Source organism: gamma proteobacterium symbiont of Lampromicra miyakona (genome assembly GCF_059730895.1).
In genome coordinates this window covers 3,180,610-3,205,357 of record NZ_AP035932.1, presented here as the reverse complement: position 1 = coordinate 3,205,357, position 24,748 = coordinate 3,180,610, and the positions used below count along the sequence as shown (strand labels likewise).

Annotated in this window: 23 protein-coding genes; 10 read left to right on the top strand and 13 right to left on the bottom strand. The window is 59.8% G+C overall.

Translation table 11 applies throughout. The annotated features are described in order from the left end of the window. The first annotated feature begins 141 nt into the window (after nt 1–141). From dtnK to AC6I8P_RS15085, 3 genes are read left to right on the top strand one after another with little or no spacing between them, the layout of a single operon-like run. Entirely contained in the window at nt 142–1,413 is a 1,272-nt protein-coding gene (gene dtnK, locus AC6I8P_RS15095; RefSeq protein ID WP_498030708.1) for a D-threonate kinase, read from the top strand. Continuing rightward, nucleotides 1,358–2,386 (top strand): D-threonate 4-phosphate dehydrogenase, encoded by a 1,029-nt coding sequence (locus tag AC6I8P_RS15090; RefSeq protein ID WP_220496590.1) that lies wholly within the window; start codon nt 1,358–1,360, stop codon nt 2,384–2,386. Before dtnK ends, AC6I8P_RS15090 begins: the two co-directional genes overlap by 56 nt. A 6-nt stretch (nt 2,387–2,392) precedes the next feature. Then, complete coding sequence (locus AC6I8P_RS15085) at nt 2,393–3,154, top strand: DeoR/GlpR family DNA-binding transcription regulator (protein ID WP_262256402.1); 762 nt, start codon at nt 2,393–2,395, stop codon at nt 3,152–3,154. A 78-nt stretch (nt 3,155–3,232) separates the two neighbouring features. Here the strand turns inward: AC6I8P_RS15085 and speD are convergent, their stop codons facing one another. The 3 genes from speD to AC6I8P_RS15070 all read right to left on the bottom strand — a co-directional run bounded on the left by speD (nt 3,233) and on the right by AC6I8P_RS15070 (nt 5,373). Next, entirely contained in the window at nt 3,233–4,042 is an 810-nt protein-coding gene (gene speD, locus AC6I8P_RS15080; protein ID WP_498030707.1) for an adenosylmethionine decarboxylase, read from the bottom strand. Between the two features lie 19 nt (nt 4,043–4,061). After that, nucleotides 4,062–4,916: a polyamine aminopropyltransferase gene (gene speE, locus AC6I8P_RS15075; RefSeq protein WP_498030706.1), complete on the bottom strand. Its 855-nt coding sequence runs from the start codon at nt 4,914–4,916 to the stop codon at nt 4,062–4,064. A 109-nt stretch (nt 4,917–5,025) separates the two neighbouring features. Then, entirely contained in the window at nt 5,026–5,373 is a 348-nt protein-coding gene (locus AC6I8P_RS15070) for a YacC family pilotin-like protein (protein WP_021507525.1), read from the bottom strand. A gap of 177 nt (nt 5,374–5,550) precedes the next feature. On the opposite strand from AC6I8P_RS15070, the gene cueO reads away from it, so the two are divergent. Continuing rightward, entirely contained in the window at nt 5,551–7,164 is a 1,614-nt protein-coding gene (cueO, locus tag AC6I8P_RS15065; RefSeq protein WP_498030705.1) for a multicopper oxidase CueO, read from the top strand. On the opposite strand, the gene AC6I8P_RS15060 is transcribed toward cueO, so the two are convergent. Continuing rightward, complete coding sequence (locus AC6I8P_RS15060) at nt 7,151–8,446, bottom strand: cystathionine gamma-synthase family protein (RefSeq protein ID WP_058759511.1); 1,296 nt, start codon at nt 8,444–8,446, stop codon at nt 7,151–7,153. The genes cueO and AC6I8P_RS15060 overlap by 14 nt on opposite strands. Before the next feature lie 154 nt (nt 8,447–8,600). Here AC6I8P_RS15060 and hpt point away from each other — a divergent pair, with 154 nt between their 5' ends. The 4 genes from hpt to AC6I8P_RS15040 all read left to right on the top strand — a co-directional run bounded on the left by hpt (nt 8,601) and on the right by AC6I8P_RS15040 (nt 12,234). Beyond that, a complete protein-coding gene (gene hpt / locus AC6I8P_RS15055; protein ID WP_021507522.1) occupies nt 8,601–9,137 on the top strand; it encodes a hypoxanthine phosphoribosyltransferase in 537 nt (178 codons plus the stop codon). Between the two features lie 245 nt (nt 9,138–9,382). Continuing rightward, nucleotides 9,383–10,309: an ABC transporter ATP-binding protein gene (locus AC6I8P_RS15050; RefSeq protein ID WP_021507521.1), complete on the top strand. Its 927-nt coding sequence runs from the start codon at nt 9,383–9,385 to the stop codon at nt 10,307–10,309. Further along, nucleotides 10,306–11,076, top strand: coding sequence for an ABC transporter permease (locus tag AC6I8P_RS15045; protein WP_021507520.1), 771 nt, complete (start codon nt 10,306–10,308; stop codon nt 11,074–11,076). Before AC6I8P_RS15050 ends, AC6I8P_RS15045 begins: the two co-directional genes overlap by 4 nt. 150 nt (nt 11,077–11,226) lie before the next feature. Then, nucleotides 11,227–12,234 (top strand): acyltransferase family protein, encoded by a 1,008-nt coding sequence (locus AC6I8P_RS15040; RefSeq protein WP_498030704.1) that lies wholly within the window; start codon nt 11,227–11,229, stop codon nt 12,232–12,234. A gap of 36 nt (nt 12,235–12,270) precedes the next feature. On the opposite strand, the gene panD is transcribed toward AC6I8P_RS15040, so the two are convergent. The 9 genes from panD to thpR all read right to left on the bottom strand — a co-directional run bounded on the left by panD (nt 12,271) and on the right by thpR (nt 19,377). After that, entirely contained in the window at nt 12,271–12,651 is a 381-nt protein-coding gene (gene panD, locus AC6I8P_RS15035; protein WP_021507518.1) for an aspartate 1-decarboxylase, read from the bottom strand. An 85-nt stretch (nt 12,652–12,736) separates the two neighbouring features. Next, the gene (gene panC, locus AC6I8P_RS15030; RefSeq protein ID WP_021507517.1) at nt 12,737–13,591 is read right to left on the bottom strand and encodes a pantoate--beta-alanine ligase; all 855 of its coding nucleotides are present in this window, start codon (nt 13,589–13,591) and stop codon (nt 12,737–12,739) included. Between the two features lie 15 nt (nt 13,592–13,606). Continuing rightward, on the bottom strand, nt 13,607–14,401 hold the full coding sequence (gene panB / locus AC6I8P_RS15025; protein WP_088516660.1) for a 3-methyl-2-oxobutanoate hydroxymethyltransferase: 795 nt from the start codon (nt 14,399–14,401) through the stop codon (nt 13,607–13,609). Nucleotides 14,402–14,483: 82 nt separating this feature from the next. After that, nucleotides 14,484–14,969, bottom strand: a complete 486-nt coding sequence (folK, locus tag AC6I8P_RS15020) for a 2-amino-4-hydroxy-6-hydroxymethyldihydropteridine diphosphokinase (RefSeq protein ID WP_058780459.1) — start codon at nt 14,967–14,969, stop codon at nt 14,484–14,486. Continuing rightward, nucleotides 14,966–16,381 carry a polynucleotide adenylyltransferase PcnB gene (pcnB, locus tag AC6I8P_RS15015; protein WP_206099480.1) on the bottom strand — a complete coding sequence of 472 codons (1,416 nt, stop codon included), beginning with the start codon at nt 16,379–16,381 and terminating at the stop codon, nt 14,966–14,968. The genes folK and pcnB overlap by 4 nt, the downstream gene beginning before the upstream one ends. 38 nt (nt 16,382–16,419) lie before the next feature. Then, complete coding sequence (gluQRS, locus tag AC6I8P_RS15010; RefSeq protein WP_371815467.1) at nt 16,420–17,355, bottom strand: tRNA glutamyl-Q(34) synthetase GluQRS; 936 nt, start codon at nt 17,353–17,355, stop codon at nt 16,420–16,422. A 70-nt stretch (nt 17,356–17,425) separates the two neighbouring features. Next, nucleotides 17,426–17,881 (bottom strand): RNA polymerase-binding protein DksA, encoded by a 456-nt coding sequence (dksA, locus tag AC6I8P_RS15005; RefSeq protein WP_021507512.1) that lies wholly within the window; start codon nt 17,879–17,881, stop codon nt 17,426–17,428. Nucleotides 17,882–18,120: 239 nt separating this feature from the next. Beyond that, nucleotides 18,121–18,837 carry a DNA/RNA nuclease SfsA gene (sfsA, locus tag AC6I8P_RS15000; protein ID WP_159377296.1) on the bottom strand — a complete coding sequence of 239 codons (717 nt, stop codon included), beginning with the start codon at nt 18,835–18,837 and terminating at the stop codon, nt 18,121–18,123. Beyond that, the gene (thpR, locus tag AC6I8P_RS14995; RefSeq protein ID WP_498030703.1) at nt 18,838–19,377 is read right to left on the bottom strand and encodes an RNA 2',3'-cyclic phosphodiesterase; all 540 of its coding nucleotides are present in this window, start codon (nt 19,375–19,377) and stop codon (nt 18,838–18,840) included. A gap of 35 nt (nt 19,378–19,412) precedes the next feature. Between thpR and hrpB the strand changes: the two genes are divergently transcribed. Both hrpB and mrcB read left to right on the top strand, forming a co-directional pair. Beyond that, a complete protein-coding gene (gene hrpB, locus AC6I8P_RS14990) occupies nt 19,413–21,890 on the top strand; it encodes an ATP-dependent helicase HrpB (RefSeq protein WP_159377294.1) in 2,478 nt (825 codons plus the stop codon). A gap of 98 nt (nt 21,891–21,988) precedes the next feature. Further along, complete coding sequence (mrcB, locus tag AC6I8P_RS14985) at nt 21,989–24,529, top strand: bifunctional glycosyl transferase/transpeptidase (RefSeq protein WP_159377293.1); 2,541 nt, start codon at nt 21,989–21,991, stop codon at nt 24,527–24,529. Nucleotides 24,530–24,748 lie beyond the last annotated feature (219 nt).

The window sequence follows — 24,748 nt, the reverse complement described above, 5'->3', positions numbered from 1 at the left end:
TGCTGTGCGGGGTGTATCCCTTTCTGAGGCTAAATTTATAGGCGATATCGATTTCAATTAATTTGATCTTGCTCACATATAATCAATCATGATTGAATATAATCAAATGCAGCACGGCAAGGGGCCGTGACAGGAGAGAGAATGACTTCATCGCCATGGAAAACGCCCGTTCTGGTGATTGCCGACGATTTTACCGGCGCCAATGACGCAGGCAGCGGCTTCGCGCTGGCCGGCGCACGCGTCCACGTGCTGTTCAATAACCTGACACCCCCGGAGGCCGGCGCAGCGGATGTGCTGGTGATCAGCACCGATAGCCGTGCGGTCAGCGCAGCGGAAGCCGCCAGCCGTACGCATGCCGCCATGCAGCCGCATCAGCAGATAGCGCAACACGGCTGGCTGTTTAAGAAAATTGACTCAACGCTGCGCGGCAATCCAGGCGCTGAGGTGGCGGCCGCGCTGCAGGTCAGCGCGAAACGGCTGGCGCTGGTGGTGCCGGCGGTGCCTAAGCTGGGCCGCATCACGCGCGGCGGGGAAGTTTGGATCCATCAGCAGCGCCTGATCGACACCGAATTTGCCAGCGATCCTAAAACCCCGGTGACCAGCAGTAACGTGCTGACGCGGCTGCAGATGCAATGCCAGCTGCCGGGCGAGCAGATCGATCTTGCCACGGTACGCAGCGGCACGCTGGCCGCACGGCTGGCGACCAGTCAGGGCCTGCTGGTACTGGACGCGGAACTGCAGGCGGATATCGACGCCATTATCGCGGCTGCCGCGACGCTGCCGGAACGTCCGCTGCTGGTCGGCGCGTCCGGGTTAAGCGATGCGCTGGGTGCGCATCTTGCTGCGCGGCCCTCTCGCCCGGTGCTGGCGATTGTCGGTTCGATGAGCGCCATGGCGCAGCAGCAAATCGCCCGGCTCGCCAGCCAGCGTGACATTCGCTTGATTGATATTGATATTTGCCAGCTGTTTGCCACACCGGCATGGCCGCAGGCGGCGGCCTGGCAGCAGGCGATGGTCCAGGCGCTGCGCGAGGGCGTGCACTGTGTGGTGCGCACTACGCAACAGGCTGACCAGCGCCACGCGATTGCGCAGCTGTGTCAGCAGCAGCAGATTACGCGCCAGCAGCTCGGCGAGCGCATCTGCCAGTTTCTGGCACAGCTCACGCGCGCCGTCTGCGCGCACATTCAGCCTGCCGGCCTGTTTCTTTCCGGCGGTGACGTGGCCATCGCGGTGGCGCAGGCGCTCGGGGCCAGCGGCTTTCAGATTCAGGGCCAGGTGGCGGGCTGTGTGCCGCACGGGGTTCTGCTTAACAGTGAATTACACCTGCCGGTGATGACCAAAGCGGGTGGCTTTGGTGATGAAAACACCCTGGCAGAAGCCATTCGTTTTATTGAGGAGAAGTCGAGTGAATAACACTATTGCGGTGACCATGGGCGATCCGGCGGGCATCAGCCCGGAAATCATCATTAAAGCGCTGGCAGAAGGGGAGCTGGCGGGCATTCCGGCGGTGGTGGTCGGCTGTGCCGCGACGCTGCGTCGGGTGCTGGCGCTGAACATTACGCCGCACGCTGAGTTGCGCGTGCTGGACAGCGTGCAGGATGCGCATTTCGCACCGGGCATCATTAACGTCATCGATGAGCCGCTGGCCGATCCTGACGCGCTGCAGCCGGGCAAGGTGCAGAAGCAGGCCGGCGATCTGGCCTGGCGCTGCGTGAAGCGCGCCACCGAACTGGCGCTGGCGGGCGACGTGCAGGCGATTGCCACCGCTCCGCTGAACAAAGAGGCGCTGCACGCGGCGGGCCACCTTTATCCCGGCCACACTGAACTGCTGGCACAGCTGACCCAAACCAAAAATTACGCCATGGTGCTGTATACCGACCATCTGAAAGTGATCCACGTGACCACGCACATCGCGCTGCGTAAGTTCCTCGACACGCTGAACGGCGAACGTATTCAGACGGTGATCGGCATGGCTGACAGCTTCCTGCGCCGCGTGGGCTATGACCAACCGCGCATCGCGGTCGCCGGGGTCAATCCGCACGCGGGCGAGAATGGCCTGTTTGGTGATGAAGAGATCACCACGGTGACGCCAGCGATCCAGGCAATGAAGCAGCAGGGCATTGATGTCCATGGCCCGTGCCCGCCGGATACGGTGTTTTTACAGTGCCAGCAGGGGCAGTACGATATGGTAGTGGCGATGTACCACGATCAGGGGCATATCCCATTGAAACTGCTTGGATTTTACGATGGCGTCAACATCACGGCGGGACTGCCGTTTATCCGCACTTCCGCCGACCACGGCACGGCATTTGATATCGCCTGGACAGGTAAAGCGAACTCTGCGAGCATGGCGATCTCAATAAAACTCGCGATGCAGCTTGCATAGGGAAATATGAAGGGACAAAGCCGTCTCGACCAGATTATGGACTATCTCAAAAGTCATAATCTGGTCACTGTTGAACAGCTGGTGAGCGCCATTTCTGCTTCGCCAGCCACCATTCGCCGCGATCTGATTAAGCTGGACAAGGAAGGGGTGATTAGCCGCAGCCACGGCGGCGTCACGCTGAACCGCTTTATCCCGACGCAGCCGACCACGCTGGAGAAGATGCAGCGTAACCTGGCGGAGAAGCAGGCCATCGCGCAGTTCGCCGCCAGCTATGTGCAGTCCGGCGATGCGGTGGTGCTGGATGCCGGTACCACCATGCTGGAACTGGCACGACAGCTGACCCATTTGCAGCTGCGGGTGATCACCGCCGATCTGCACATTGCGCTGTTTTTGTCGGAGTTTAAACAGATTGAGACCACCATCATCGGCGGCCGCATCGACGACTCCAGCCAGTCGTGCATTGGTGAGCACGGCCGGCGCCTGCTGCGCAGTATCAATCCGGACATTGCGTTTGTCAGCTGTAACTCATGGAGTATTGAGCGCGGTATTACCACGCCGACGGAAGACAAAGCCGGGCTGAAGATGGATCTGCTGGCCAACGCGCGCCGGCGCATTCTGCTGGCCGACAGCAGTAAATATGGCTCATGGTCGCTGTACTGCGCGGCACCGATTGATAGCCTGACCGATGTGGTGACAGATTCCCGCCTTGATGAAGCGGTATGCCGTGAATTGCGCGAGCGCGGCATTGGCCTGCAGCTGACCGCGTAAATGTGCCGCCCGCATCAGCGGGTGAATGACGTGCGCTGCGCTACCGCGGCGCAGCCTTCACCCACTGCCGGCGCTGAGTTATAACAACTTCAATCCCGTCGCCGGAATATTGCGCCCGTAATAAATCTCACGCATCTCCTTCCACAGCAGATTGGTGATGCGCTTGTGTTCCTGCGGGCTCAGCTCTTCAGGTTTGGTGTTGAACAGGTAATACTTCAGATCAAATTCTTTCAGCAACATCTTGGTATGAAAGATGTTTTCCTGATAAACGTTAACGTCCACCATGTCGTACATCGCTTTCATATCCTCGGACATGAAGTTCTGAATGGAATTGATCTCATGGTCGATGAAATGCTTCACGCCATTGACGTCGCGGGTGAAGCCGCGCACGCGGTAATCCACGGTCACGATATCCGACTCCAGCTGGTGGATCAGATAATTCAGCGCCTTCAGGGGCGAAATCACGCCGCAGGTCGAGACTTCTATGTCGGCGCGGAAGGTACATAAACCGCCTTCCGGGTGACTCTCCGGATAGGTGTGCACGCAGATGTGACTCTTGTCGAGGTGCGCCACCACCGAATTGGGCAGCGGGCCGGGATGCTCGGAATTATCGATATCCTGCGGATTGATCGGCTCTTCACTGACCAGAATCGTCACGCTGGCACCCTGCGGCTCATAATCCTGGCGCGCAATATTCAGCACGTTAGCACCGATAATCGAGCAGGTCTCGGTGAGGATTTCCGTCAGGCGGTTGGCGTTATATTGCTCATCAATATAGGCGATATAGCCATCACGTTCGGCTTTGCTATTGGCATAGCAAATGTCGTAGATACAAAAACTCAGGCTTTTGGTCAGATTATTGAAGCCATGTAGTTTTAGCTTTTGCAATTGGGTTCACCTCCTGAGGTCAGCTGAGCGCGTTTAAAAGGTATTGCGGCAGGGCAAAGCTGCCGATGTGCAGCTCTGGCGTGTAGTAACGGCAGGGCAGTCCGGCTGCGGCAAAACGTGACTGCAGCGTTGTAAGGTCCGGCTGGCGCAGCGCCGGATTATCGCTCGCCCAGGCGAAGGTCATGATGCCGCCGTAGTAGGTCGGAATCGCCGCATGGTAAAAGCTGACGTCAGCGAAATAGTGGCTGAGTTTGCGGTGGCTGTTGACCGCTTCATCCTGCTGCAGGAAGCAGACGCCGTTCTGCGCGACAAACACGCCACCGGGATTGAGCGCCTGTTTGCAGCCGGCATAAAACGCCGAGGTGAACAGACTCTCGCCGGGACCGATTGGATCGGTACAGTCGGAGATGATCACATCAAACCGTTCCTGCGTCTGGCTGACGAAGTTAACGCCATCGTCGATCACCAGCTGCAGACGCGGATCGTCGTAAGCGCCGGCGCTGTGGTTAGGCAGATAGGTTTGACAGAAATTCACCACTCCGGCATCAATTTCCACCATGGTGATGTGCTCAACGCGCTGATGCCGGGCGACCTCGCGCAGCATCGCGCCGTCACCGCCGCCGATAATCAATACGCGCCGGGCATTGCCGTGCGCCAGAATCGGCACGTGCGTCATCATTTCGTGATAGATAAACTCATCGCGCTCGGTGGTTTGCACCACGCCGTCCAGCGCCATCACGCGGCCAAACGCGGCGTTCTCAAAGATCACCAGATCCTGATGCGCGGTTTTATCGCGGTAAAGCAGATTGTCTACGCTGAAATATTGGCCAAAGCCGCTATGCAGCGTCTCATGCCAGGTATCTTTGTCGGCCATGCCGGAGCGCTCCTTATGCTGTTAACGCGCAATAATGCCAGAAAAAAGCATAACGAATTATGACCGTGCTTGCACGGTCAGGACGTTAACAGCAGCGCAGGGCGGAGGATTATTTCACGTAGGCAAGCAGGCTGAGGGAGTCGCGCGCCAGCGACTTACACTTTTTGTCGTTGGTGATGGCGATACCGCTCAAATCTTTGTAGCTCTCTTCACCGAGGGATTTCATGTTGTAAGCGCTGTAGTTGCTCAGATCCCAGCGGTTTTGCTGGGCAAAAAACACCAGTGCTTTACGAATCTGCGCGTCGGGCAGATCCTGATAGCCGCAATCATTTTTCAGATAGACAAACACCGCGGTGAGGTCAGCCAGATCTTCTGCTTCGGATTCGCTCAGGGCAAAACTGGTGGAGGAGAAGCCAAGGAGTCCCGCCAGCAGCAGGATCTTGATGCTTTTCGTCATAATCGTTCTCAACAAGGGACAATTTAATGACGTTAGCACAGTTATTGCCGGGATTCCGCTAAATTTGGCTAAATGGGCCACTGGCGCGCTTTTTATCCCGGTGGGCGCTTTCATCGCTTGACCCTCCCGCAGGGGAAAGGTTTACGCTGTGCCCCTATTCACGATAAGGATATGAATATGCAACGTCGTCATTTTCTCAAGCTGACTGCCGCCCTCAGTGCAGCCGGCGCGCTGCCCTTCTGGAGCCGCTCGCTAATGGCCGCCACGCGTCCGCTGTTGCCCATCCCGTCGCTGCTGGAACCCGATGCGCGCGGCCAGTACACGCTGACCGCCATGACCGGCAGCAGCCAGTGGAACGGCAAATCCGTCCCAACCTGGGGTTACAACGGTAGCCTGCTCGGCCCGGCGCTGCGCCTGCAGCGTGAGAAAAGCGTCACCGTCAATATTCATAATCGCCTGCCGGAAGCCACCACATTGCACTGGCACGGGCTGGAAATTCCCGGCGCGGTGGATGGCGGTCCGCAGGCGCTGATTGCGCCCGGCGCTACGCGTCAGGTGAGTTTTACCCCCGATCAACCGGCGGCGACCTGCTGGTTCCATCCGCATCAGCATGGCAAAACCGGCTATCAGGTGGCGCAGGGGCTGGCAGGGCTGGTACTGCTGGAAGATGAGGCGTCCGGCAAGCTGCGGCTGCCGATGCAGTGGGGCGAAGATGATGTGCCGCTGATTTTCCAGGATAAGCAGCTCACTCAGGACGGCACGCGTATCGATTATCAGCTGGATATCATGCGCGCCGCCGTGGGCTGGTTTGGCGATTTGATGCTGACCAACGGCGTGCCGTATCCGCAGCACGCGGTGCCGCGTGGCTGGCTGCGGCTGCGCCTGCTCAACGGCTGCAATGCGCGCTCACTGCACATCGCCGCCAGCGATAAACGTCCGCTGTACGTGGTGGCGAGCGACGGTGGCCTGCTGGCTGAACCGGTGAAGGTGGCGAGCCTGCCGCTGCTGCCGGGCGAGCGCTTTGAAGTGCTGGTGGATACCTCAGACGGCAAAACCTTCGATATTGTAACGCTGCCGGTCACGCAGATGGGCATGACGCTGGCGCCGTTCGATCAGCCGCTGCCACTGGTGCAGATTCTGCCGCTGCGCGTGATGGCCAGCGGTACGCTGCCGGACCAGCTGGTGGATGTGCCGCCGCTGCCGGCAACGGAAGGGCTGCAGAGCCGCTGGCTGCAGCTGATGATGGATCCGCAGCTGGATCAGCAGGGCATGCAGGCGCTGCAGCAGCGTTACGGTGCTAAAGCGATGGGCAGCCAGCACGGCGCGGGCAAAGCGATGGATCACGGCAGCATGAACATGGACCATGGCGCGATGGATCATGGCAACATGGATCACGGCGATATGGCGATGGATCAGGGTAACCACGCCAGCAGCGCCGCATATGATTTCCACAACGGCAACAAAATCAACGGCCAGGCCTTTAACATGGAAAAGCCCATGTTTGCCGTGCCGCTGGGCAAGTATGAAAAATGGACCATCTCCGGCGAAGGCGACGCCATGCTGCATCCGTTCCATATTCACGGCACGCAGTTCCGCATTCTCTCCGAGAACGGCAAGCCGCCTGCGGCGCATCGCGCCGGCTGGAAAGACATGGTCAGCGTCAACGGCTGGCGCAGTGAAGTGCTGGTGCGCTTCAACTACGTCGCCGATACTGAAAATGCCTATATGGCGCACTGCCATCTGCTGGAGCATGAAGATACCGGCATGATGCTGGGCTTTACGGTGAGCTGACGGCCGCTTCCAGCGCCAGGCGAATATCTTCAATCAAATCATCGGCATGTTCGATGCCGATCGACAGGCGCACCGTCGCATCGGTGATGCCGATGCGCTCCCGCACCTCCTGCGGCACGCCGGAATGGGTGGTGCTGGCGGGATGGCTGGCGAGCGACTCGGTGCCGCCGAGGCTCACCGCCAGTTTGAACAGCGCCAGCGCGTTGAGAAAGCGGAATGCCGCAGCCTGGCCGCCCTCGATATCAAAGGAGAAGGTGGAACCGGCGCCGCTGCACTGGCGCTGCCAGGTTTCTCCTGCCGGACTGCTGGCGTCGAGATAGGGCAGCCAGTGCAGTTTCGCCACCTGCGCGTGATCGCGTAAAAATGCCGCGACCTGTTCCGCATTGCTGGCGGCTTTCTCCATGCGCAGCGATAGCGTTTCCAGTGAGCGGCCAATCATCCAGCTGGAGTGCGGATCGAGCTGGGTGCCAATCGCGCTGCGCAGCGAACGCACTTTGTTTATTAACGCCCGGCTGCCCAGCGCGGCGCCGGCAATCAAATCGGAATGACCGCCGACATATTTGGTCAGCGAATAGAGCGAGATATCCGCGCCGTGCTGCAGCGGACGCTGAAACAGCGGGCCGAGTAGGGTGTTGTCGCAGGCGAGAATCGGCCGGGAGCCCTGCTGCTGTGTAATCACCTCCGCCACCTGACGCATCAGTTGGATGTCCACCAGACTGTTGGTGGGGTTGGCCGGCGTTTCGATCAGAATCATCGCGACGCGCCCGCGCTGCCACGCCAGCTTCGCGGCTTCATACACTTTATCTTCGTCGGTGCCGTCGCTGAATCCCACCGCTTTGATCTCCAGATCGTGCAGCGTTTTGCTCAGCAGCGTTTCGGTGCCGCCGTACAGCGGCTGCGAGTGCAGGATCACTTCGCCGGGACGGGCAAAGGTCAGCAGCGTGGTGGCAATCGCCGACATGCCGGATGAGAACAGCGCGGCGCTTTCGGCACCTTCATAAATGGCCAGCCGATCTTCGACGATCTCGCTGTTAGGGTGGTTGAAGCGGGAATAGACCAGCCCGCCGCTTTTGCCCGCCGGCGGTTGCTGGCGGCCGGCAACGAAATCGAAAAATTCTTTGCCCTCTTCGGCGCTGTTAAACACAAAGGTTGACGTCAGAAACACCGGCGGCTTCACCGCACCTTCTGACAGGCGCGGATCGTAACCGTAGTTGAGCATCTGCGTTTCCGGATGCAGTTCACGCGTGCCGATCTGCGTTTTTTTACCTGATGAAGCGGCCATAGGGATCTCCAGAGAGAGCGGGCAGGATGCTTACAGTTAACGCCAGCGCAATAAATTTCGCCACGATAACGTTTGCGTTCTGTGCGCGGCGTTAGCCTGTGCGTCGACTATGATAGAATGCGCGGCTTTCTGAAAACCTTCTTAGGCGAATGCAATGAAACACACCGTCGACGTGATGATCTCTGAGCAGGAGATCGCAACCCGTATTGCCGAACTGGGCAAGCAGATTAGCGAGCACTACCGCAACAGCGGCAGCGAAATGGTGCTGGTCGGCCTGCTGCGCGGCTCCTTCATGTTTATGGCTGACCTGTGCCGCGCCATTGATGTCGCGCACGAAGTCGACTTCATGACCGCCTCCAGCTACGGCAGCGGCATGTCCTCTACGCGCGACGTGAAAATCCTTAAAGATCTCGATGAAGACATTCGCGGCAAAGACGTGCTGATCGTCGAGGACATCATCGACTCCGGTAACACCCTGAGCAAAGTGCGTGAAATTCTGCAGCTGCGTGAGCCAAAATCGCTGGCGATCTGCACGCTGCTGGATAAGCCGGAGCGTCGTGAAGTTGAGGTGCCGGTCGAGTTTGTCGGCTTTACCATTCCGGATGAGTTCGTGGTCGGCTTCGGTATCGACTACGCACAGCGCTACCGCCATTTGCCGTATATCGGCAAAGTTACGCTGCTGGACGAATAACCGCACAATCTTCCAAGGCTGATTCCCTCCGCCTGCGATAAGATGCGCAGCCCGTAACTCAATGACTTACGGGCTCGGCACGCGTTTTCCTGCGGCACGCAGAGTGGTAGAGTGTGGTGGGTTATCACTCTGCGCAATTCCTTTGATTTCACAACCGTTATCGCTGAATAACCCCGCACGCTCGACGCGAGCGCACTATCATTTCATATGGCTATGATGTCACTACAACAGGGTACGGACTCGCAATGACTTATGCACTGGAACTTTCCGGGCTGACCAAGACCTATCCCGGCGGCGTACAGGCGCTGAAAGGCCTCGATCTCAACGTGGAAGCAGGCGACTTTTATGCCTTACTGGGCCCTAACGGTGCCGGTAAGTCCACCACCATTGGCATTATCAGCTCGCTGGTGAACAAATCCAGCGGCAGCGTGCGCGTGTTTGGCTACGACCTGCAGAAAGATGTGGTCAACGCCAAGCGGCAGCTTGGGCTGGTGCCACAGGAATTCAACTTTAACCCGTTTGAAACCGTAATGCAGATTGTGGTTAACCAGGCCGGTTATTACGGCGTGGAACGCGCCGAAGCGAACAAGCGCGCGGAAAAATACCTCAATCAGCTCGACCTGTGGGGCAAGCGTAACGAACGGGCGCGCATGTTGTCCGGCGGCATGAAGCGCCGGCTGATGATAGCCCGGGCGCTGATGCATGAACCGAAACTGCTGATTCTTGATGAGCCGACGGCTGGCGTGGATATCGAACTGCGCCGCTCAATGTGGGTGTTCCTGAAAGAGCTGAACGCCAAAGGCACCACCATCATCCTGACCACCCACTATCTGGAAGAGGCGGAAATGCTGTGCCGTAACATCGGCATCATCCAGAGCGGCGAGCTGGTGGAGAACACCTCAATGAAAGGGCTGCTGTCCAAGCTGCAGTCGGAAACCTTTATCCTCGACCTGGCGCCGCGCAGCCCGCTGCCGCAGCTGGAGGGCTTCCAGTATCGTCTGGTTGATACCTCAACGCTGGAAGTGGAAGTGATGCGTGAACAGGGGCTGAATAGCGTATTCAGCCAGCTGAGCGCGCAGGGCGTGCAGGTGCTCAGCATGCGCAATAAAGCGAATCGTCTGGAAGAGCTGTTCGTCAGCCTGACGCAGGGAAAAACAGGAGTAACCGCATGACGCATCTGTACTGGGTGGCGCTCAAGAGTATCTGGAGCAAAGAGATCAACCGTTTTGCCCGCATCTGGATTCAGACGCTGGTGCCGCCGGTGATCACCATGACGCTGTACTTCATTATCTTTGGCAATCTGATCGGCTCACGCATCGGCGATATGCACGGCTTCAGCTACATGCAGTTTATCGTGCCGGGCCTGATTATGATGGCGGTGATCACCAACGCTTACGCCAACGTCGCCTCGTCATTCTTCAGCGCCAAGTTCCAGCGCAACATTGAAGAGCTGCTGGTGGCGCCGGTGCCGACGCACATCATTATCGCCGGTTATGTCGGCGGCGGCGTAGCGCGCGGCGTGTGCGTGGGCGTGCTGGTGACGGCGGTGTCGCTGTTTTTCGTGCCGTTCCACGTATTCTCGTGGCCGATGGTGGCGATCACGCTGCTGCTGACGGCGATTCTGTTTTCGCTGGCGGGCCTGCTGAATGCGGTGTTTGCGCGCACCTTTGACGATATCAGCCTGATCCCGACCTTCGTGCTGACGCCGTTAACTTACCTCGGTGGCGTATTCTACTCGCTGGCGCTGCTGCCGCCGTTCTGGCAGGCGGTGTCGAAGCTCAATCCGGTGGTGTACATGATCAGCGGGTTCCGCTATGGCTTCCTTGGCATCAACGATGTTCCGCTGGTGTTGACGCTGTCAGTGCTGGTGGCGTTTATCGTGGTGTTTTACGTGCTGGTATATGCGCTGATTCAGCGCGGACGCGGCTTGCGCACCTGAGGCGCAGGTCAGAATAAGAAGCCGCTGCCGGCGTCGTCCGGCGGCGGCTTTTTTTACCTGCTTTACGCAGTTCCAGACGCGTCTTGTGCTTTCAGCCCGTGGCTTTCCCCATAGTGGCCGCTGACCAAAAAAGCAGCGGGGAAGCGAAGAGTGAATCGGGTATCATGGATTGATAATTTACGCGGCATGAGCATTCTGGCCGTGATTTTTTTGCACTGCATGATTGCAGTGAACCAGCAGGCCGGGCACTTCACTGCCTTTAACGAGCTGGTGAATCAGCTGCTGGCGCCGGTGCGTATGGGGCTGATGTGCTTTGTCTCCGGACTGTTCGTCGCCAGCGGTTTACGCCACGGGCAGGCGCGCTATCTGCGAAACAAAGTCAGCAGCATTCTCTATCCGTTTGCCGTCTGGGCGCTGATCTACGGCGGGCTGAAGTGGACCTTCAGCGCGATGGCCAATCACCCACAGTCGCCGCTGGCCATCGCGCTCGGCCATCTGAGCGGCGGCGATATCACCTGGTTTCTGCACTCGCTGTTTCTGTTTTTTGTGCTGATTATCCCGGCACGCCGCCTGCCTGCGGCGCTGGTACTGACACTGTGCGTTACTGGTGCGGTGCTGCTGCCGCCGGTGCCGCCTGACTCGCTGTTTGCCAGTTTCGATAACCTGCATCTGAACAAGTCGCTGGTGCTGTTTGCCTTCTTCTACAGCGCCGACTGGCTGGTGCGAAAGGATGTTAATATTGCCGCGTTCGCGCAGCGTCGTATGCCGCTGCTGCTGTCGCTGATCGCCTTTATGCTGCTCGCGGCGTTCAGCCTGTGGGGCGGGCTGCGTCAGCATTCGCCGTGGCTGCTGCCGCTGGCGCTGCCCTCAATCCCGCTGTTCGTTGCACTGGCCTGCCGTATCAATCTGCGGGCGGTTAACTACGTTGGCCGCCATTCGATTGTGTTTTATCTGTCGCACTATCTGGCGATTCAGGTGTGCAGTAAATTGCTGCGCCATGACGGCCACTCTGCGTGGCTGGCTGACCTGCATTTTGTGCTGGCGTTCAGCGTCGCGCTGGCGTTGCCAACGGCGCTGTGCGTACTGCGGGCAAAAGGATGGTTTGACTGGTTGTTTACGCTGAAGCGCAAAGGGCAGCCGCAGCTGGCGGGCTTATAAGGAAAAGGCGCGCTGTCAGTACAGCGCGCGGGATGATCAGGCCACCTGCACCGGTAGCGCTTTAGCGATACGCTTCATTTCGTTATCGCCGTCGAAATAGGCCACTTTCGGCTGCCAGCTGCGCGCCACTTCATCTTCCACCTGCACATAAGAACAGATGATCAGCAGATCGCCCTGACAGGCACAGCGCGCGGCTGCGCCGTTGACCGAAATGATTTTCGAGCCACGCTCGGCGGCAATGGCATAGGTAGAGAAGCGCTGGCCGTTGGTGACGTTATAGATGTCGATGGCTTCGTATTGCAGAATGCCGGAGGCATCAAGAAAATCCTGATCGATGGCGCAGGAGCCTTCATAATGCAAATCCGCCTGCGTCACTTTTACGCGGTGCAGTTTGCCTTGTAATACGGTACGAATCATAGCGTGATACCTTTGTTATACCCGTGCGCGGCCGGTTTCTACCGCGTAGTGTGTAGCGGGTACATGCTGCCCATAAACGACGGCGTTAAACCGTCAGATCCACTTGCTGATTATCAATTAAACGCGCATTGCCGAGCCAGGCGGCCATCAAAATCACTGCGCGCTGGCTGTCGACCGTCAGCGGCTGCAGCGTATCGGCATCGCAGATGGCCAGGCCGTCGGGGCGCAGGCCCTGATCGCGCAGCGTCTGTTCGGCGTGTTCAATAATCTCATCCACGTGCCGCTCGCCGTTGCTGAGGCGCTGCGCCATGCTGTTCATCACCTGGCTGAGCACCGGCGCCAGCTTGCGTTCATCGGCAGTAAGATAGCCGTTACGTGAGCTGAGCGCGAGACCGTCTTTGGCGCGCACCGTCGGCACGCCAACGATGTCAATGTCAAAGCCCATGTCCGCCACCATCTTGCGGATGATCGCCAGCTGCTGAAAATCCTTCTCGCCAAAACAGGCGATATCCGGCTGCACCAGATTAAACAGCTTGCTGACGATGGTGGCCACGCCGCGGAAATGACCGGGACGGCTGGCGCCCTCCAGCAGCGAGGAGAGGCCCGGGACTTCAACAAACGTCTGGCTGTCGAGACCCTGCGGATAGACATCGGCCGGCGCCGGGGCAAAGACCAGGTCGACGCTGTGGCGATTGAGTTTTTCACAATCGTCCTGCAGCGTGCGCGGATAGCGCGCCAGGTCGTCGGCGCGATCAAACTGCATCGGGTTAACGAAGATCGATACCACCACGATATCTGCGCGCTGGCGTGCTTCATCCACCAGCGTCAGATGCCCCTCATGCAGGTTGCCCATAGTGGGCACCAGCGCGATGCGTTTACCTGCCTGGCGCCAGCGTCGAATCTCACGGCGCAGCAGCGGCAGCGTTTCAATGATCAGCACTGCAAATCTCCTGATTTACTGGAAACTGTGTTCGGCAGCAGGGTAGGTGCCTGCCTCAACGTCGGCCATATACTGGCGAATTGCCGCACGAATGTCGCCGGTTTCCGCAAGGAAATTTTTGGCAAATTTTGGAATGTGGCCGCCGGTAATACCAAACGCGTCGTGCATCACCAGAATCTGGCCGTCGGTGACGTTACCGGCACCGATGCCGATCACCGGTACCGATAACGCTTTTGTGACGCGCTCAGCCAGCGCGACCGGCACGCACTCCAGCACCAGCAGCTGCATGCCGGCCGCTTCCAGCGCCAGCGCATCCGCCAGCAGGCGCTCGGCTGCCGCTTCATCGCGCCCCTGCACCTTGTAGCCACCGAAGATGTTAACCGACTGCGGCGTCAATCCCAGATGACCACATACCGGCACGGCGCGCTCGGTCAGCATGCGCACGGTCTCTGCCAGCCAGGCGCCGCCTTCCAGTTTTACCAGGTTGGCACCGGCGCGCATCAGCTGCGCGGCACTGTCAAAGGTTTGCTGCGGCGTGGCGTAACTCATAAACGGCAGGTCGGCCATCACCAGCGCGTTGGGCGCACCGCGCCGCACCGCGGCTGTGTGATAAGCAATATCGTCGACCGTCACCGGCAGCGTTGAATCATGGCCCTGCACGGTCATGCCGAGCGAATCGCCAATCAGCAGCAGCGGAATGCCCTGGTCGGCAAACAGGCGCGCGAAGCTGAAATCGTAGGCGGTCAGCGTGGCGAACTTGCGGCCGCTGGCTTTCAGCTGGCGTAAATGAGAGAGGGTGGTGGGTTTCATCGCAATCTCCAGCATTTTCTGATGCGCGCAGTGTACTGGATTGATTGCAAAGGCGATACGACGGGCGTGCGATTCTGCCGCGTCAGGCGGACCACAAGCGGATGCTGCTGCGGTCCAGCGTCGCCAGAATGCCGGCCAGCGGCTGGCCGTTCGGCAGGCGCAGCGTCGGCGCGATTTCCAGCAGTGGCACCAGCATGAAGGCGCGGTTGTGCATATCGTAGTGCGGCACCGTCAGGCGCGGCGTGTGGATCACTGCATTGCCGAACAGCATGATATCGAGGTCCAGCGTGCGCGGTCCCCAGCGTTCAGCTTTGCGCACCCGGCCATGCTCCAGCTCAATGCGCTGGGTGTGATCGAGCAGCGTTTCCGCGGCCAGTGTGGTCTCCAGTGCCACCACGGCGTTGAGGTAATCCGGCTGATCCGGCGGGCCGTACGGTGGCGTGCGATAAAACGCGGAGGTGGCTACGCGGTGGGTATCGGGAATGGCATCCAGCGCGGCCAGCGCTGCATCAACCTGATGCAGCGGATCGGCGAGATTACTGCCTAAGGCGAGATAGACCCGCGTCATGACGCGCTGTGGTTGCTGTCGCGGCGCGGGCCAGCTGGACGACGGCGCGGACGGCGTGGTTTACGGCGCGGGGCCGGATCGTCACCCAAAGTGTTGAGCATGGTCTTCTGCTGTGTCGGCACCGCCGACTGGAACTCGCCCCACCACTGGCTGAGGCGCAGCAGCTCGGCGTTGTTCTCGACTTCTGCGCGCAGCGCCAGCAGGTCGTAGGCGGCACGGAATTTAGGATGCTCCATCAGCTTCCATGCGCGCTTACCGTGACGGCGCGACATGCGCAGCTGCAGCTGCCAGATATCGCGAATCAGCGTGGTGATACGTTTCGGAATCGCCAGCGCACGGCAGGCTTCATCCAGCGTTTCGTTCATGGACAGCGCAAAGGCGTCGAAATAGGTCAGGCCGCTCTCCTGCGCAATCTGCTCGGCTGACTCCAGCTGCGGATACCAGAACATCGCCGCAAACAGGAACGCCGGATTCACGCGCATATCGTTGTGCAGGCGGGTATCGGTGTTTTTCAGCACCTGGGCCAGCATGCGCTCCATCGGGCTGTCGCCCTGTTCGGTGAAGTTGCGCGCCAGCGTCGGGAACAGCGGCTGGAACAGCTGGTATTCACGCATCATCAGATAGGTGCGATAACCGTAACCGGCCTGCAGCAGCTTCAGCGACTCTTCAAACAGGCGCGCCGGCGGAATGTCATTCAGCAGCGTGGCGAGGCGGGGAATCGGCTCGGCGGTTTCCGCCGCAATGCTCATGTCCAGCTTGGCGGCGAAGCGCACCACGCGCAGCATACGCACCGGATCTTCGCGGTAGCGCGTTTCCGGATCGCCAATCATGCGGATGATGCCTTCCTGCAGATCCTGCAGGCCACCGACGTAATCGCGCACGGTGAAATCAGCCACGCTGTAATAGAGGCTGTTGATGGTTAAATCGCGGCGCTGCGCATCATCTTCAATGTTGCCAAAAATGTTGTCGCGCAGCAGCATGCCGTTCTGACCGCGCTGCGAACCGTTGCGATCGTCGACGCTCTCTTCCTGATGGTGGCCGCGGAACGTGGCGACTTCGATCACTTCCGGACCGAACATCACATGCGCCAGACGGAAGCGACGCCCGACCAGGCGGCAGTTGCGGAATAGCTTACGCATCTGCTCCGGCGTGGCGTTGGTGGTCACGTCAAAGTCCTTCGGCTTTTTACCCAGCAGCAAATCGCGCACGCCGCCGCCAACCAGATAAGCCTCGTATCCGGCTTTATTCAGGCGATACAGCACTTTGAGAGCGTTTTCGCTGATATCTTTGCGTGAGATATTGTGGCTTTCCCGGGGGATAACGGTCATCAGACTTACGGTTTCCACCTCTTCAGGGGCCTCCTCATCACGCTTGAGGACTCTCCGGCAAAAATTAGCGACTCGGGTAAAAATGGGACACCTCGACAGTGAGAAAATGGGTGTGAATAAAATCAGCGGCTAATCATAGCCTGTTGCGAACCATTTAGGAATGGCGTTGTCGCCTCATCCGGTTGTTGCGCATCATGCCGCGGAATCAATGCGCTATCCCAGTGTGTAACGGCATGGTCCAGCAGCGCCCCCAGCCCATGGTCCTGCCAGCCAGGCAAAACCGACTGCCCCAGGAAGCTCAGCGCCTGCACCAGCACCGGTCGCGGATCGCCGTCCGGCAAAGCCGGCGCGTGGTTTTGCTTCGACAATTTATTACCGTCCGGGTTAATTGCCAGCGGCAGATGCAGATAAGCCGGCACCGGCCAGCCAAACTGCTGATACAGCGCAATCTGGCGCACCGTTGGCTCAATCAAATCCGCACCGCGCACTATCTCCGTCACGCCCTGAAAATGGTCATCGACCACCACCGCAAGGTTATAGGCGAACAGGCCGTCACGACGGTGAATAATAAAGTCTTCCTGCGCCAGACGCGGCTCCGCCTGCAGATGGCCGCGCAGGCGATCGTCAAAACCGTACACCGGCGCATGCTGACGCAGCCGCAGCGCGGCGCCGTCCGGCGGCAGATGTAAATCGCGGCAGTGACCGTCGTAAAAGCCGCCCAGCTGCTGAATGCGGCTGCGCGGGCAGGTACAGAAGTAGCTTTGACGATGTTCGCGCAGCCAGCTCAGCGCCGCGCGATAGGCCTCGTGGCGCTGCGACTGCCACAGCACGTCGCCGTCCCAGTGCAGCCCATAATGCGTCAGCTGACGCAGGATGCGCGTTGCGGCACCGGCGACTTCACGCGGCGGATCGATATCTTCAATGCGCACCAGCCAGCGGCCCTGCTGCGCGCGCGCGCTCAGGTAGCTGCCTAATGCGGCTATCAGCGAACCGAAATGAAGATCACCGGAAGGAGAGGGGGCGAAACGCCCGATGCAGGGAAGCGTGGCGGACATCATGCTGTGGTACACCGCACGGCGGGAAAACAGTGGTTTTCCCGGCTGTGCGGCGACAGTCTGTTAACGGCCATTAGCCTGCCATCTGCTTCTCGCGGATTTCTGCCAGCGTTTTGCAGTCAATGCAGAGATCGGCGGTCGGACGCGCTTCGAGACGGCGGATACCAATTTCGACCCCACAGGATTCGCAGTAGCCAAAGTCGTCGTCTTCCACTTTCTTGAGCGTTTTCTCAATCTTTTTAATGAGTTTGCGCTCACGATCGCGGTTACGCAGCTCCAGGCTGAACTCCTCTTCCTGGGCGGCACGGTCAACCGGATCCGGGAAGTTGGCAGCTTCGTCCTGCATATGCGACACAGTACGGTCTACTTCATCCCTGAGTTGGTTGCGCCAGGCTTCCAGAATCTTGCGGAAATGGCTCAGCTGGGCGTCATTCATATACTCTTCGCCCGGTTTCTCCTGATACGGCTCCACCCCAGCGATGGCGAGGATACTCAGGGACGATGTTTTACGGTTTTGCCCTTCTTGCATGTTGTTTCTCCTGGATAACACGCACTACCCGTTCTGTTTCAGATTGCGAAAGCCTTTGCCTGCAACCCGACGCATGCGGGGCATATCGATTCCCATCAGGGAAAAAAACAGGCCGCTATAAATAGCAGAAGCAATCAAGGTTGGCAATTATTCATGAACGCACCTTGACAAGCCTGTGAGGAACAGCGTATTTAGCGCACCGCTCAGAACATTCTTATCACAGCAAATAACGTTAAATATTACAACTGTGCGTTAATCGTTACCGTTAACGGCCGGGTAAGTAACATTTCTGCCGGTGAAATCTGAGCCTGATACGCCAACACTTCCACACCGCAGCGCTGCGCCTGTACCAGTAGTTCTGCGTATTGCGCATCGATATGGTGCGCCGGGGAAACGTCCTCAATCCCCGTGTGCAGAACAGCAAACAACAAAACGGCCCGGTGGCCTTCTGCCGCGATAGTGCTTAATTCGCGCAGATGTTTCTGTCCACGAGCCGTCACCGCATCCGGAAAATAGCCTTTACCATTTTGTAAAAGGGTGACGGACTTGACTTCAATATAGCAGTTGGCTTTGCCCTCCGCTTGCAACAGGAAGTCAATTCGGCTTTTTTCCGTGCCGTATTTCACCTCAGCCTGGCAGTGGCTATAAGCGGATAATTCCGGAATTGCGTCGCGCAGCAGCGCCTCGCGCACCAGTTGGTTGGCGCGCAGGGTGTTGACGCAAATCCAGTGGCCCTGCGCGGTTTGCGTTATTTCCCAGCTGTGCGGATATTTGCGCGTCGCGCTGGCCGAAGTGGAGTACCACACCGTGTCGCCTGGCGTGGCGCAGCCGGTCATCGCGCCGGTATTAGCGCAGTGCAGAGTAAAGGTGTCACCTTCCGGCGTCATGACATCGGCTAAAAAACGTTTATAGCGGGTGATTAAGCGGGCTGATTGTAACGGCGGATCGAACTGCATTTATGCTCCTGCGGCAGATAACAGTGGCCAGCGCGCCAGCCGGCGATAGCGCGTGCGTCCCTGCGTGAAACTGGACGCAAACAGCGCGAAATGATTCACCTCAATGCGCCAGTGAAAACCGCGCGGCGGCAGCGCCACGGCCTGCGCAGCGTGGCGCAGCAGGGTGATTTGGGGATGGAACGGCTGCGTACTCTGCGCACAGCCATGGCGCGCGGCCTGGGCGCGCAGCAGGTTGGCCAGCTGCAGTAAACCGCGCGGCGCGCGCTGGCAGCCAAGCCACACCACGCCGGGACGCGGCCAGTGACCGGCGTCATCGAGATCCAGCGTAAAGCCCGGCTGGCGGATGCGTGCCGCCAGCTGCTGCAGCTGGCCCGCTGTTTCCGTGCTGACCTCACCAAGAAACGCCAGCGTCAGGTGCAGATTCGCCGCCGCCACCGGTTTACCCGCGTCTGCGGCGAAGCAATCGGCCCGCCATTGCACCAGCTGTTGCTGGAGGGCATCAGGCAATTCGAGGGCAAAAAACAGTCGTTGCGTGGCCATGCTGAACTCCGGTAATTGGCGCCGGGTGGTGTACAATGCGCGCCATCTTAGCACAGGCAGAGTGGGAGTTGAGTGTGAGTGAGTTACCGGTAAGCGAGGTACTGCCTGCATTGCTGGCCGCGCTGGCGCAGTCGCCACAGGTGCTGCTGGCGGCCCCGACCGGCGCCGGGAAATCCACCTGGCTGCCGCTACAGCTGCTGCAACAGGCGCAGCTGCCGGGGCAAATCATCATGCTGGAGCCGCGCCGGCTGGCGGCACGCAACGTGGCACAGCGGCTGGCGGAACAGCTGGGCGAACAGCCGGGCGGGACGGTAGGCTATCGGCTGCGCGGGGAAAACTGCAGCAGCGCAGCGACGCGTCTGCTGGTGGTCACCGAAGGCATTCTGACGCGCATGCTGCAGCGCGATCCGCTGCTGGAGGGCGTATCGCTGGTGATCCTCGACGAATTCCATGAGCGCAGCCTGCAGGCTGACCTGGCGCTGGCGCTGCTGCTTGATGTGCAGCAGGGATTGCGCGACGACCTGAAAATTCTGCTGATGTCGGCAACGCTGGATAATCAGCAGCTACGCACGCTATTGCCCGACGCGCCGTTTATTGCGTCACAGGGGCGCAGCTTTCCGGTGATTAGACGTTACGCTTCGCTCAATCCGCAGCAGCGGTTTGAAGAGGCAGTGGCGCGCGAGGTGGCACAGTTGCTGCGGGATGAGCCCGGTTCGCTGCTGCTGTTTCTGCCCGGCGTGGCGGAGATTGAACGGGTGAAGCGTGAACTGGTGTCGCGCGTCAGTGATGAGGTGGATTTATCTCCTTTATATGGTGCGCTGTCGCTGGAGGCGCAGCGGCGGGCCATCCTGCCGGCCGCGCCGGGCCGGCGTAAAGTGGTGCTCGCCACCAATATCGCCGAGACCAGCCTGACGATTGAAGGCATCCGCCTGGTGGTTGACAGCGCGCTGGAGCGCGCGGCGCAGTTTGACGTGCGCAGCGGCGTGACGCGTTTGCTGACCCAGCGCATCAGCCAGGCATCGATGACGCAGCGCGCTGGCCGCGCCGGTCGCCTGGCGCCGGGGATCTGTCTGCATCTGCTGCCGCAGGAGCAGGCGCTGCGTGCGGCGGCGCAGAGTGAGCCGGAGATACTCACCAGCGATCTGGCCTCGCTGCAGCTGGATTTACTGCAGTGGGGCTGTCAGGACGCGGCTCAGCTGCAATGGCTGGATAGTCCACCGGCGCGCAGCCTGCAGGCGGCACGTCAACAGCTGCAGCGGCTCGGCGCGCTGGATAGCGAAGGACGGCTCAGCGCGCGCGGTCGTAAAATGGCGCAGCTCGGCAGCGATCCGCGTCTCACGGCGATGCTGTGCGCCGCCGGCGATGATGTGCACGCCATCGCCAGCGCGGCGCTGCTGGTGGCGATTCTGGAGGATCCGCCGCGCAGCGGCAGTGTCGATCTGCGTGATGCGCTCAACCAGCCACAGCCGCAGTGGCTGCGGCGCGCGCGCCACTGGCAGCAGCGGCTGAACGCGCGCGAAGGTCACGTTGACGCCGATCGCTTCCCGGCGCTGCTGGCCGCCGGATTTGCTGACCGGCTGGCGCAGCGTCGCGGTGACAGCGCGCGCTATCAGCTCGCCAATGGTATCGGCGCGATGCTGGATGAGCACGACGGCCTGAGCCGCTATGAGTGGCTGATTGCCCCGAGCCTGCTGCAGGGGGCCAGCAGCGCTGATGCGCGCATGCTGCTGGCGCTGCCGGTAGAGATGGATGCGTTACACCAGCAGTGCCCGCAGCTGGTGGAGCAGCGTACCGATGTGGACTGGGATGAAGACAAAGGCACGCTGCGCGCGTGGAGGCGGGAAGCGATTGGCGCGCTGATCCTGCGGGCCCAGCCGCAGGCGCGGCCCGAGCCGGAGATCCTGCATCCGGCGATGCTGCGCTGGATCCGCGAAAAAGGGCTGGCGGTGCTCGGCTGGACGCCAGAGGCAGAGCAGCTGCGTCTGCGCCTGCAGTGCGCCGCGCAGTGGCTGCCGGAAGAGGCGTGGCCGACGCTGGATGATGACACGCTGCTGGCCTCGCTGGAGCACTGGCTGCTGCCGGAGATGGGCGCAGTACGCGATTTGAAAGGGCTGCAGAGCGTTAATCTTGTCAGCGCTTTATTACATTTGCTGACATGGTCACAGCGGCAGCGGCTGGATACTGTGCTGCCAACTCATTACACTGTGCCGACCGGAAGTCGCCTGCCGATTCGCTACGACGCGGAAAAGCCCCCCGCGCTGGCGGTACGTATGCAGGAGATGTTTGGCGAGGCGCAGAACCCGGCGGTTGCCGATGGGCGCGTTCCGCTGGTGCTGGAGCTGCTTTCGCCGGCGCACCGTCCGCTGCAGATCACCCGTGACCTCGCGGCGTTCTGGCGCGGTGCGTATCCTGAAGTGCAGAAAGAGATGAAAGGGCGCTATCCCAAACATCCGTGGCCGGACGATCCGGCCAGCGCCTTGCCGACGAGGCGCACCAAAAAATATTCCTCGTAGCCCGCAGTGGATCGAATTCAGAGGGTTCTGCCATGCGCGGCACGAGAAAGCAGTTAGAGTAGCGGCGCTGCCGTAGCTATGCCTGGAGAAAACAAAGCATGTCTGGGAACGATCGCGAACCTATTGGGCGCAAAGGAAAAGCGCCAAAGCCGCCGCGTAACGTTGCGCGCCGGGGTCGCCGCAGGGAGCCTGAAGATGATATCGATCAGGACGATTTTGACGAAGATGATGAGGAGAGTGCGCCGGTGCCACCCAAAGGTAAAGGAAAACGACCCGCGCGTGGCAAACGCCGCTGGTTAGGCTGGTTGATTAAACTCTTCCTGGTGTTTGTCGTGGTGATGGCCGCCTGGGGCGTCTATCTCGATTCGGAAATCCGCAGCCGCATTGACGGTAAAGTGTGGCAGCTGCCAGCGGCCGTGTACGGGCGCATGGTCAGCCTCGAACCGGGCATGGCTTACGACAAGAAAGAGATGATTGCGCTGCTGGAAGGCACGCAGTATCGCGAAGTGTCGCGCATTACCCGTCCGGGTGAGTTCAGCGTGAAAGGCAACACCATCGACCTGCTGCGCCGTCCGTTTGATTTTCCGGACAGCAAAGAGGGCCAGATTAACGCGCGTCTCACCTTCAGCAACAACGAGCTGAGCGAGATTAAAAACCTCGATACCGGACGCGACTTTGGCTTCTTCCGCCTCGATCCGCGGCTGATCACCATGTTGCAGTCGCCAAACGGCGAGCAGCGTCTGTTTGTACCGCGCGCCGGGTTCCCGGATCTGCTGGTCGATACGCTGATCGCCACCGAAGACCGCCACTTCTATGAGCATGACGGCATCAGCCCGTACTCGATTGGTCGCGCCTTCCTCGCCAATATCACCGCCGGTAAAGCGGTGCAGGGCGGCAGTACGCTGACGCAGCAGCTGGTGAAAAACCTGTTCCTCACCAACGAACGCTCGCTGTGGCGTAAAGCGCGTGAAGCCTATATGGCGGTGATCATGGATGCGCGCTACAGCAAAGATCGCATTCTTGAGCTCTACCTGAACGAGGTGTATCTCGGCCAGGCGGGCAACGACCAAATCCGCGGTTTCCCGCTGGCCAGCCTGTACTACTTTGGCCGCCCGGTGGACGAACTGAGCCTTGATCAGCAGGCGATGCTGGTCGGCATGGTTAAAGGTGCGTCACTGTACAATCCGTGGCGCAATCCGCAGCTGGCGCTGGAGCGTCGTAACCTGGTGCTGCGTCTGCTGCAACAGCAGAAAGTGATCGACCAGGAGCTATACGACATGCTGTCGGCACGGCCGCTTGGCGTTCAGCCGAAAGGTGGGGTGATCACGCCGCAGCCGGCGTTTATGCAGATGGTGCGTAATGAGCTGCAGGCGAAGCTGGGCGATAAAGTCAAAGATCTGTCCGGCGTGAAGATCTTCACCACGCTCGATCCGATTTCGCAGGATGCCGCGGAAAAAGCGGTTGAAGATGGCATTCCCACGCTGAAGAAACAGCGCGGGCTGAAAGATCTGGAAACCGCGATGGTGGTGGTCGACCGCTTCAGTGGTGAAGTGCGCGCCATGGTCGGCGGTGCCGATCCGCAGTTTGCCGGCTATAACCGCGCGCTGCAGGCGCGTCGCTCGATTGGTTCACTGGCAAAACCGGCGACCTATCTGACCGCCCTCAGCCAGCCAAACAGCTATCGCCTGAACAGCTGGATCGCTGACGAGCCGATCGCGCTGAAACAGCCAAACGGTTCGGTGTGGAAGCCGATGAACGACGATCGTCGCTTCAGCGGTAAAGTGATGCTGGTGGATGCACTGACTAACTCGATGAACGTGCCAACCGTTAACCTCGGTATGACGCTGGGACTCGATGCGGTAGTGGATACCTGGACTAAACTGGGCGTGCCAAAAGATCAGCTGCATCCGGTACCGGCCATGCTGCTGGGGGCGCTTAATCTGACGCCGATTGAAGTGGCGCAGGCGTTCCAGTCAATTGCCAGCGGCGGTAACCGCGCTGCGCTGTCGGCGGTGCGCTCGGTGATCGCGGAAGATGGCACGGTGCTGTATCAGAGCTTCCCGCAGGCGCAGCGCGTTGAGCCGGCGCAGGCGGCGTATCTGACGCTGTATACCATGCAGCAGGTGGCCGATCACGGTACGGCGCGGGCGCTGGGCGCACGCTTCCCGGGTGCGCATCTGGCGGCGAAAACCGGTACCACCAATGACCTGATCGACAGCTGGTTTGCCGGTATTGATGGCAAAGAAGTGGCGATCACCTGGGTTGGCCGCGACAACAACCAGACCTCGAAGCTGTACGGTGCCAGTGGTGCGATGCAGATCTATCGTCGCTACCTCGACAATCAGGCGCCGATGCCACTGGTCCTGACGCCACCGGAAGATATCACTCAGATGAATATCGATTCGGCCGGTAACTTTGTCTGCGGCAGCGGCAGCAGCACCTGGCGTTCGCTGCCGGTGTGGGCGCTGGATCCGAACGCGCTGTGCCAGCAGCAACAGCAGCAGATTCAGCAACAGCAACAGCAAGAACAGCAACAACAGCAACAACAGCAACAACAGCAACAGCAGCAGCCGCAGGGCGAGCAGAAGGACTCTGACGGCGTCGCGGGCTGGATTAAAGATATGTTTGGCAGTAAATAAGCCATCCGGCACTGCACCGGCTTTATACCTTCAGAGCCTGTGCAGTGCCGGCGTTTTACCACCACGTGGCGGTGCCAGATACATGGCGGCGCTCCAGCCTGAGTCTTGCATAAAAGCTGAATTTAACTCCCTCTGGCGCTGCGGCGCCTTTTTCTTTGCCCGCCATTTTTTTAGCCGCGATCATGGATATGTGCGATCCGCTGGCAAACTCACCGCCAG

Coding starts and splice junctions, on each gene's coding strand:
- dtnK (WP_498030708.1), top strand. CDS start 142: ATGACTTCATCGCCATGGAAAACGCCCGTTCTGGTGATTGCCGACGAT.
- AC6I8P_RS15090 (WP_220496590.1), top strand. CDS start 1,358: ATGAAAACACCCTGGCAGAAGCCATTCGTTTTATTGAGGAGAAGTCGA.
- AC6I8P_RS15085 (WP_262256402.1), top strand. CDS start 2,393: ATGAAGGGACAAAGCCGTCTCGACCAGATTATGGACTATCTCAAAAGT.
- speE (WP_498030706.1), bottom strand. CDS start 4,916: ATGGCCGACAAAGATACCTGGCATGAGACGCTGCATAGCGGCTTTGGC.
- AC6I8P_RS15070 (WP_021507525.1), bottom strand. CDS start 5,373: ATGACGAAAAGCATCAAGATCCTGCTGCTGGCGGGACTCCTTGGCTTC.
- cueO (WP_498030705.1), top strand. CDS start 5,551: ATGCAACGTCGTCATTTTCTCAAGCTGACTGCCGCCCTCAGTGCAGCC.
- AC6I8P_RS15060 (WP_058759511.1), bottom strand. CDS start 8,446: ATGGCCGCTTCATCAGGTAAAAAAACGCAGATCGGCACGCGTGAACTG.
- hpt (WP_021507522.1), top strand. CDS start 8,601: ATGAAACACACCGTCGACGTGATGATCTCTGAGCAGGAGATCGCAACC.
- AC6I8P_RS15050 (WP_021507521.1), top strand. CDS start 9,383: ATGACTTATGCACTGGAACTTTCCGGGCTGACCAAGACCTATCCCGGC.
- AC6I8P_RS15045 (WP_021507520.1), top strand. CDS start 10,306: ATGACGCATCTGTACTGGGTGGCGCTCAAGAGTATCTGGAGCAAAGAG.
- panD (WP_021507518.1), bottom strand. CDS start 12,651: ATGATTCGTACCGTATTACAAGGCAAACTGCACCGCGTAAAAGTGACG.
- panB (WP_088516660.1), bottom strand. CDS start 14,401: ATGAAACCCACCACCCTCTCTCATTTACGCCAGCTGAAAGCCAGCGGC.
- folK (WP_058780459.1), bottom strand. CDS start 14,969: ATGACGCGGGTCTATCTCGCCTTAGGCAGTAATCTCGCCGATCCGCTG.
- gluQRS (WP_371815467.1), bottom strand. CDS start 17,355: ATGATGTCCGCCACGCTTCCCTGCATCGGGCGTTTCGCCCCCTCTCCT.
- dksA (WP_021507512.1), bottom strand. CDS start 17,881: ATGCAAGAAGGGCAAAACCGTAAAACATCGTCCCTGAGTATCCTCGCC.
- sfsA (WP_159377296.1), bottom strand. CDS start 18,837: ATGCAGTTCGATCCGCCGTTACAATCAGCCCGCTTAATCACCCGCTAT.
- thpR (WP_498030703.1), bottom strand. CDS start 19,377: ATGGCCACGCAACGACTGTTTTTTGCCCTCGAATTGCCTGATGCCCTC.
- hrpB (WP_159377294.1), top strand. CDS start 19,413: ATGCGCGCCATCTTAGCACAGGCAGAGTGGGAGTTGAGTGTGAGTGAG.
- mrcB (WP_159377293.1), top strand. CDS start 21,989: ATGTCTGGGAACGATCGCGAACCTATTGGGCGCAAAGGAAAAGCGCCA.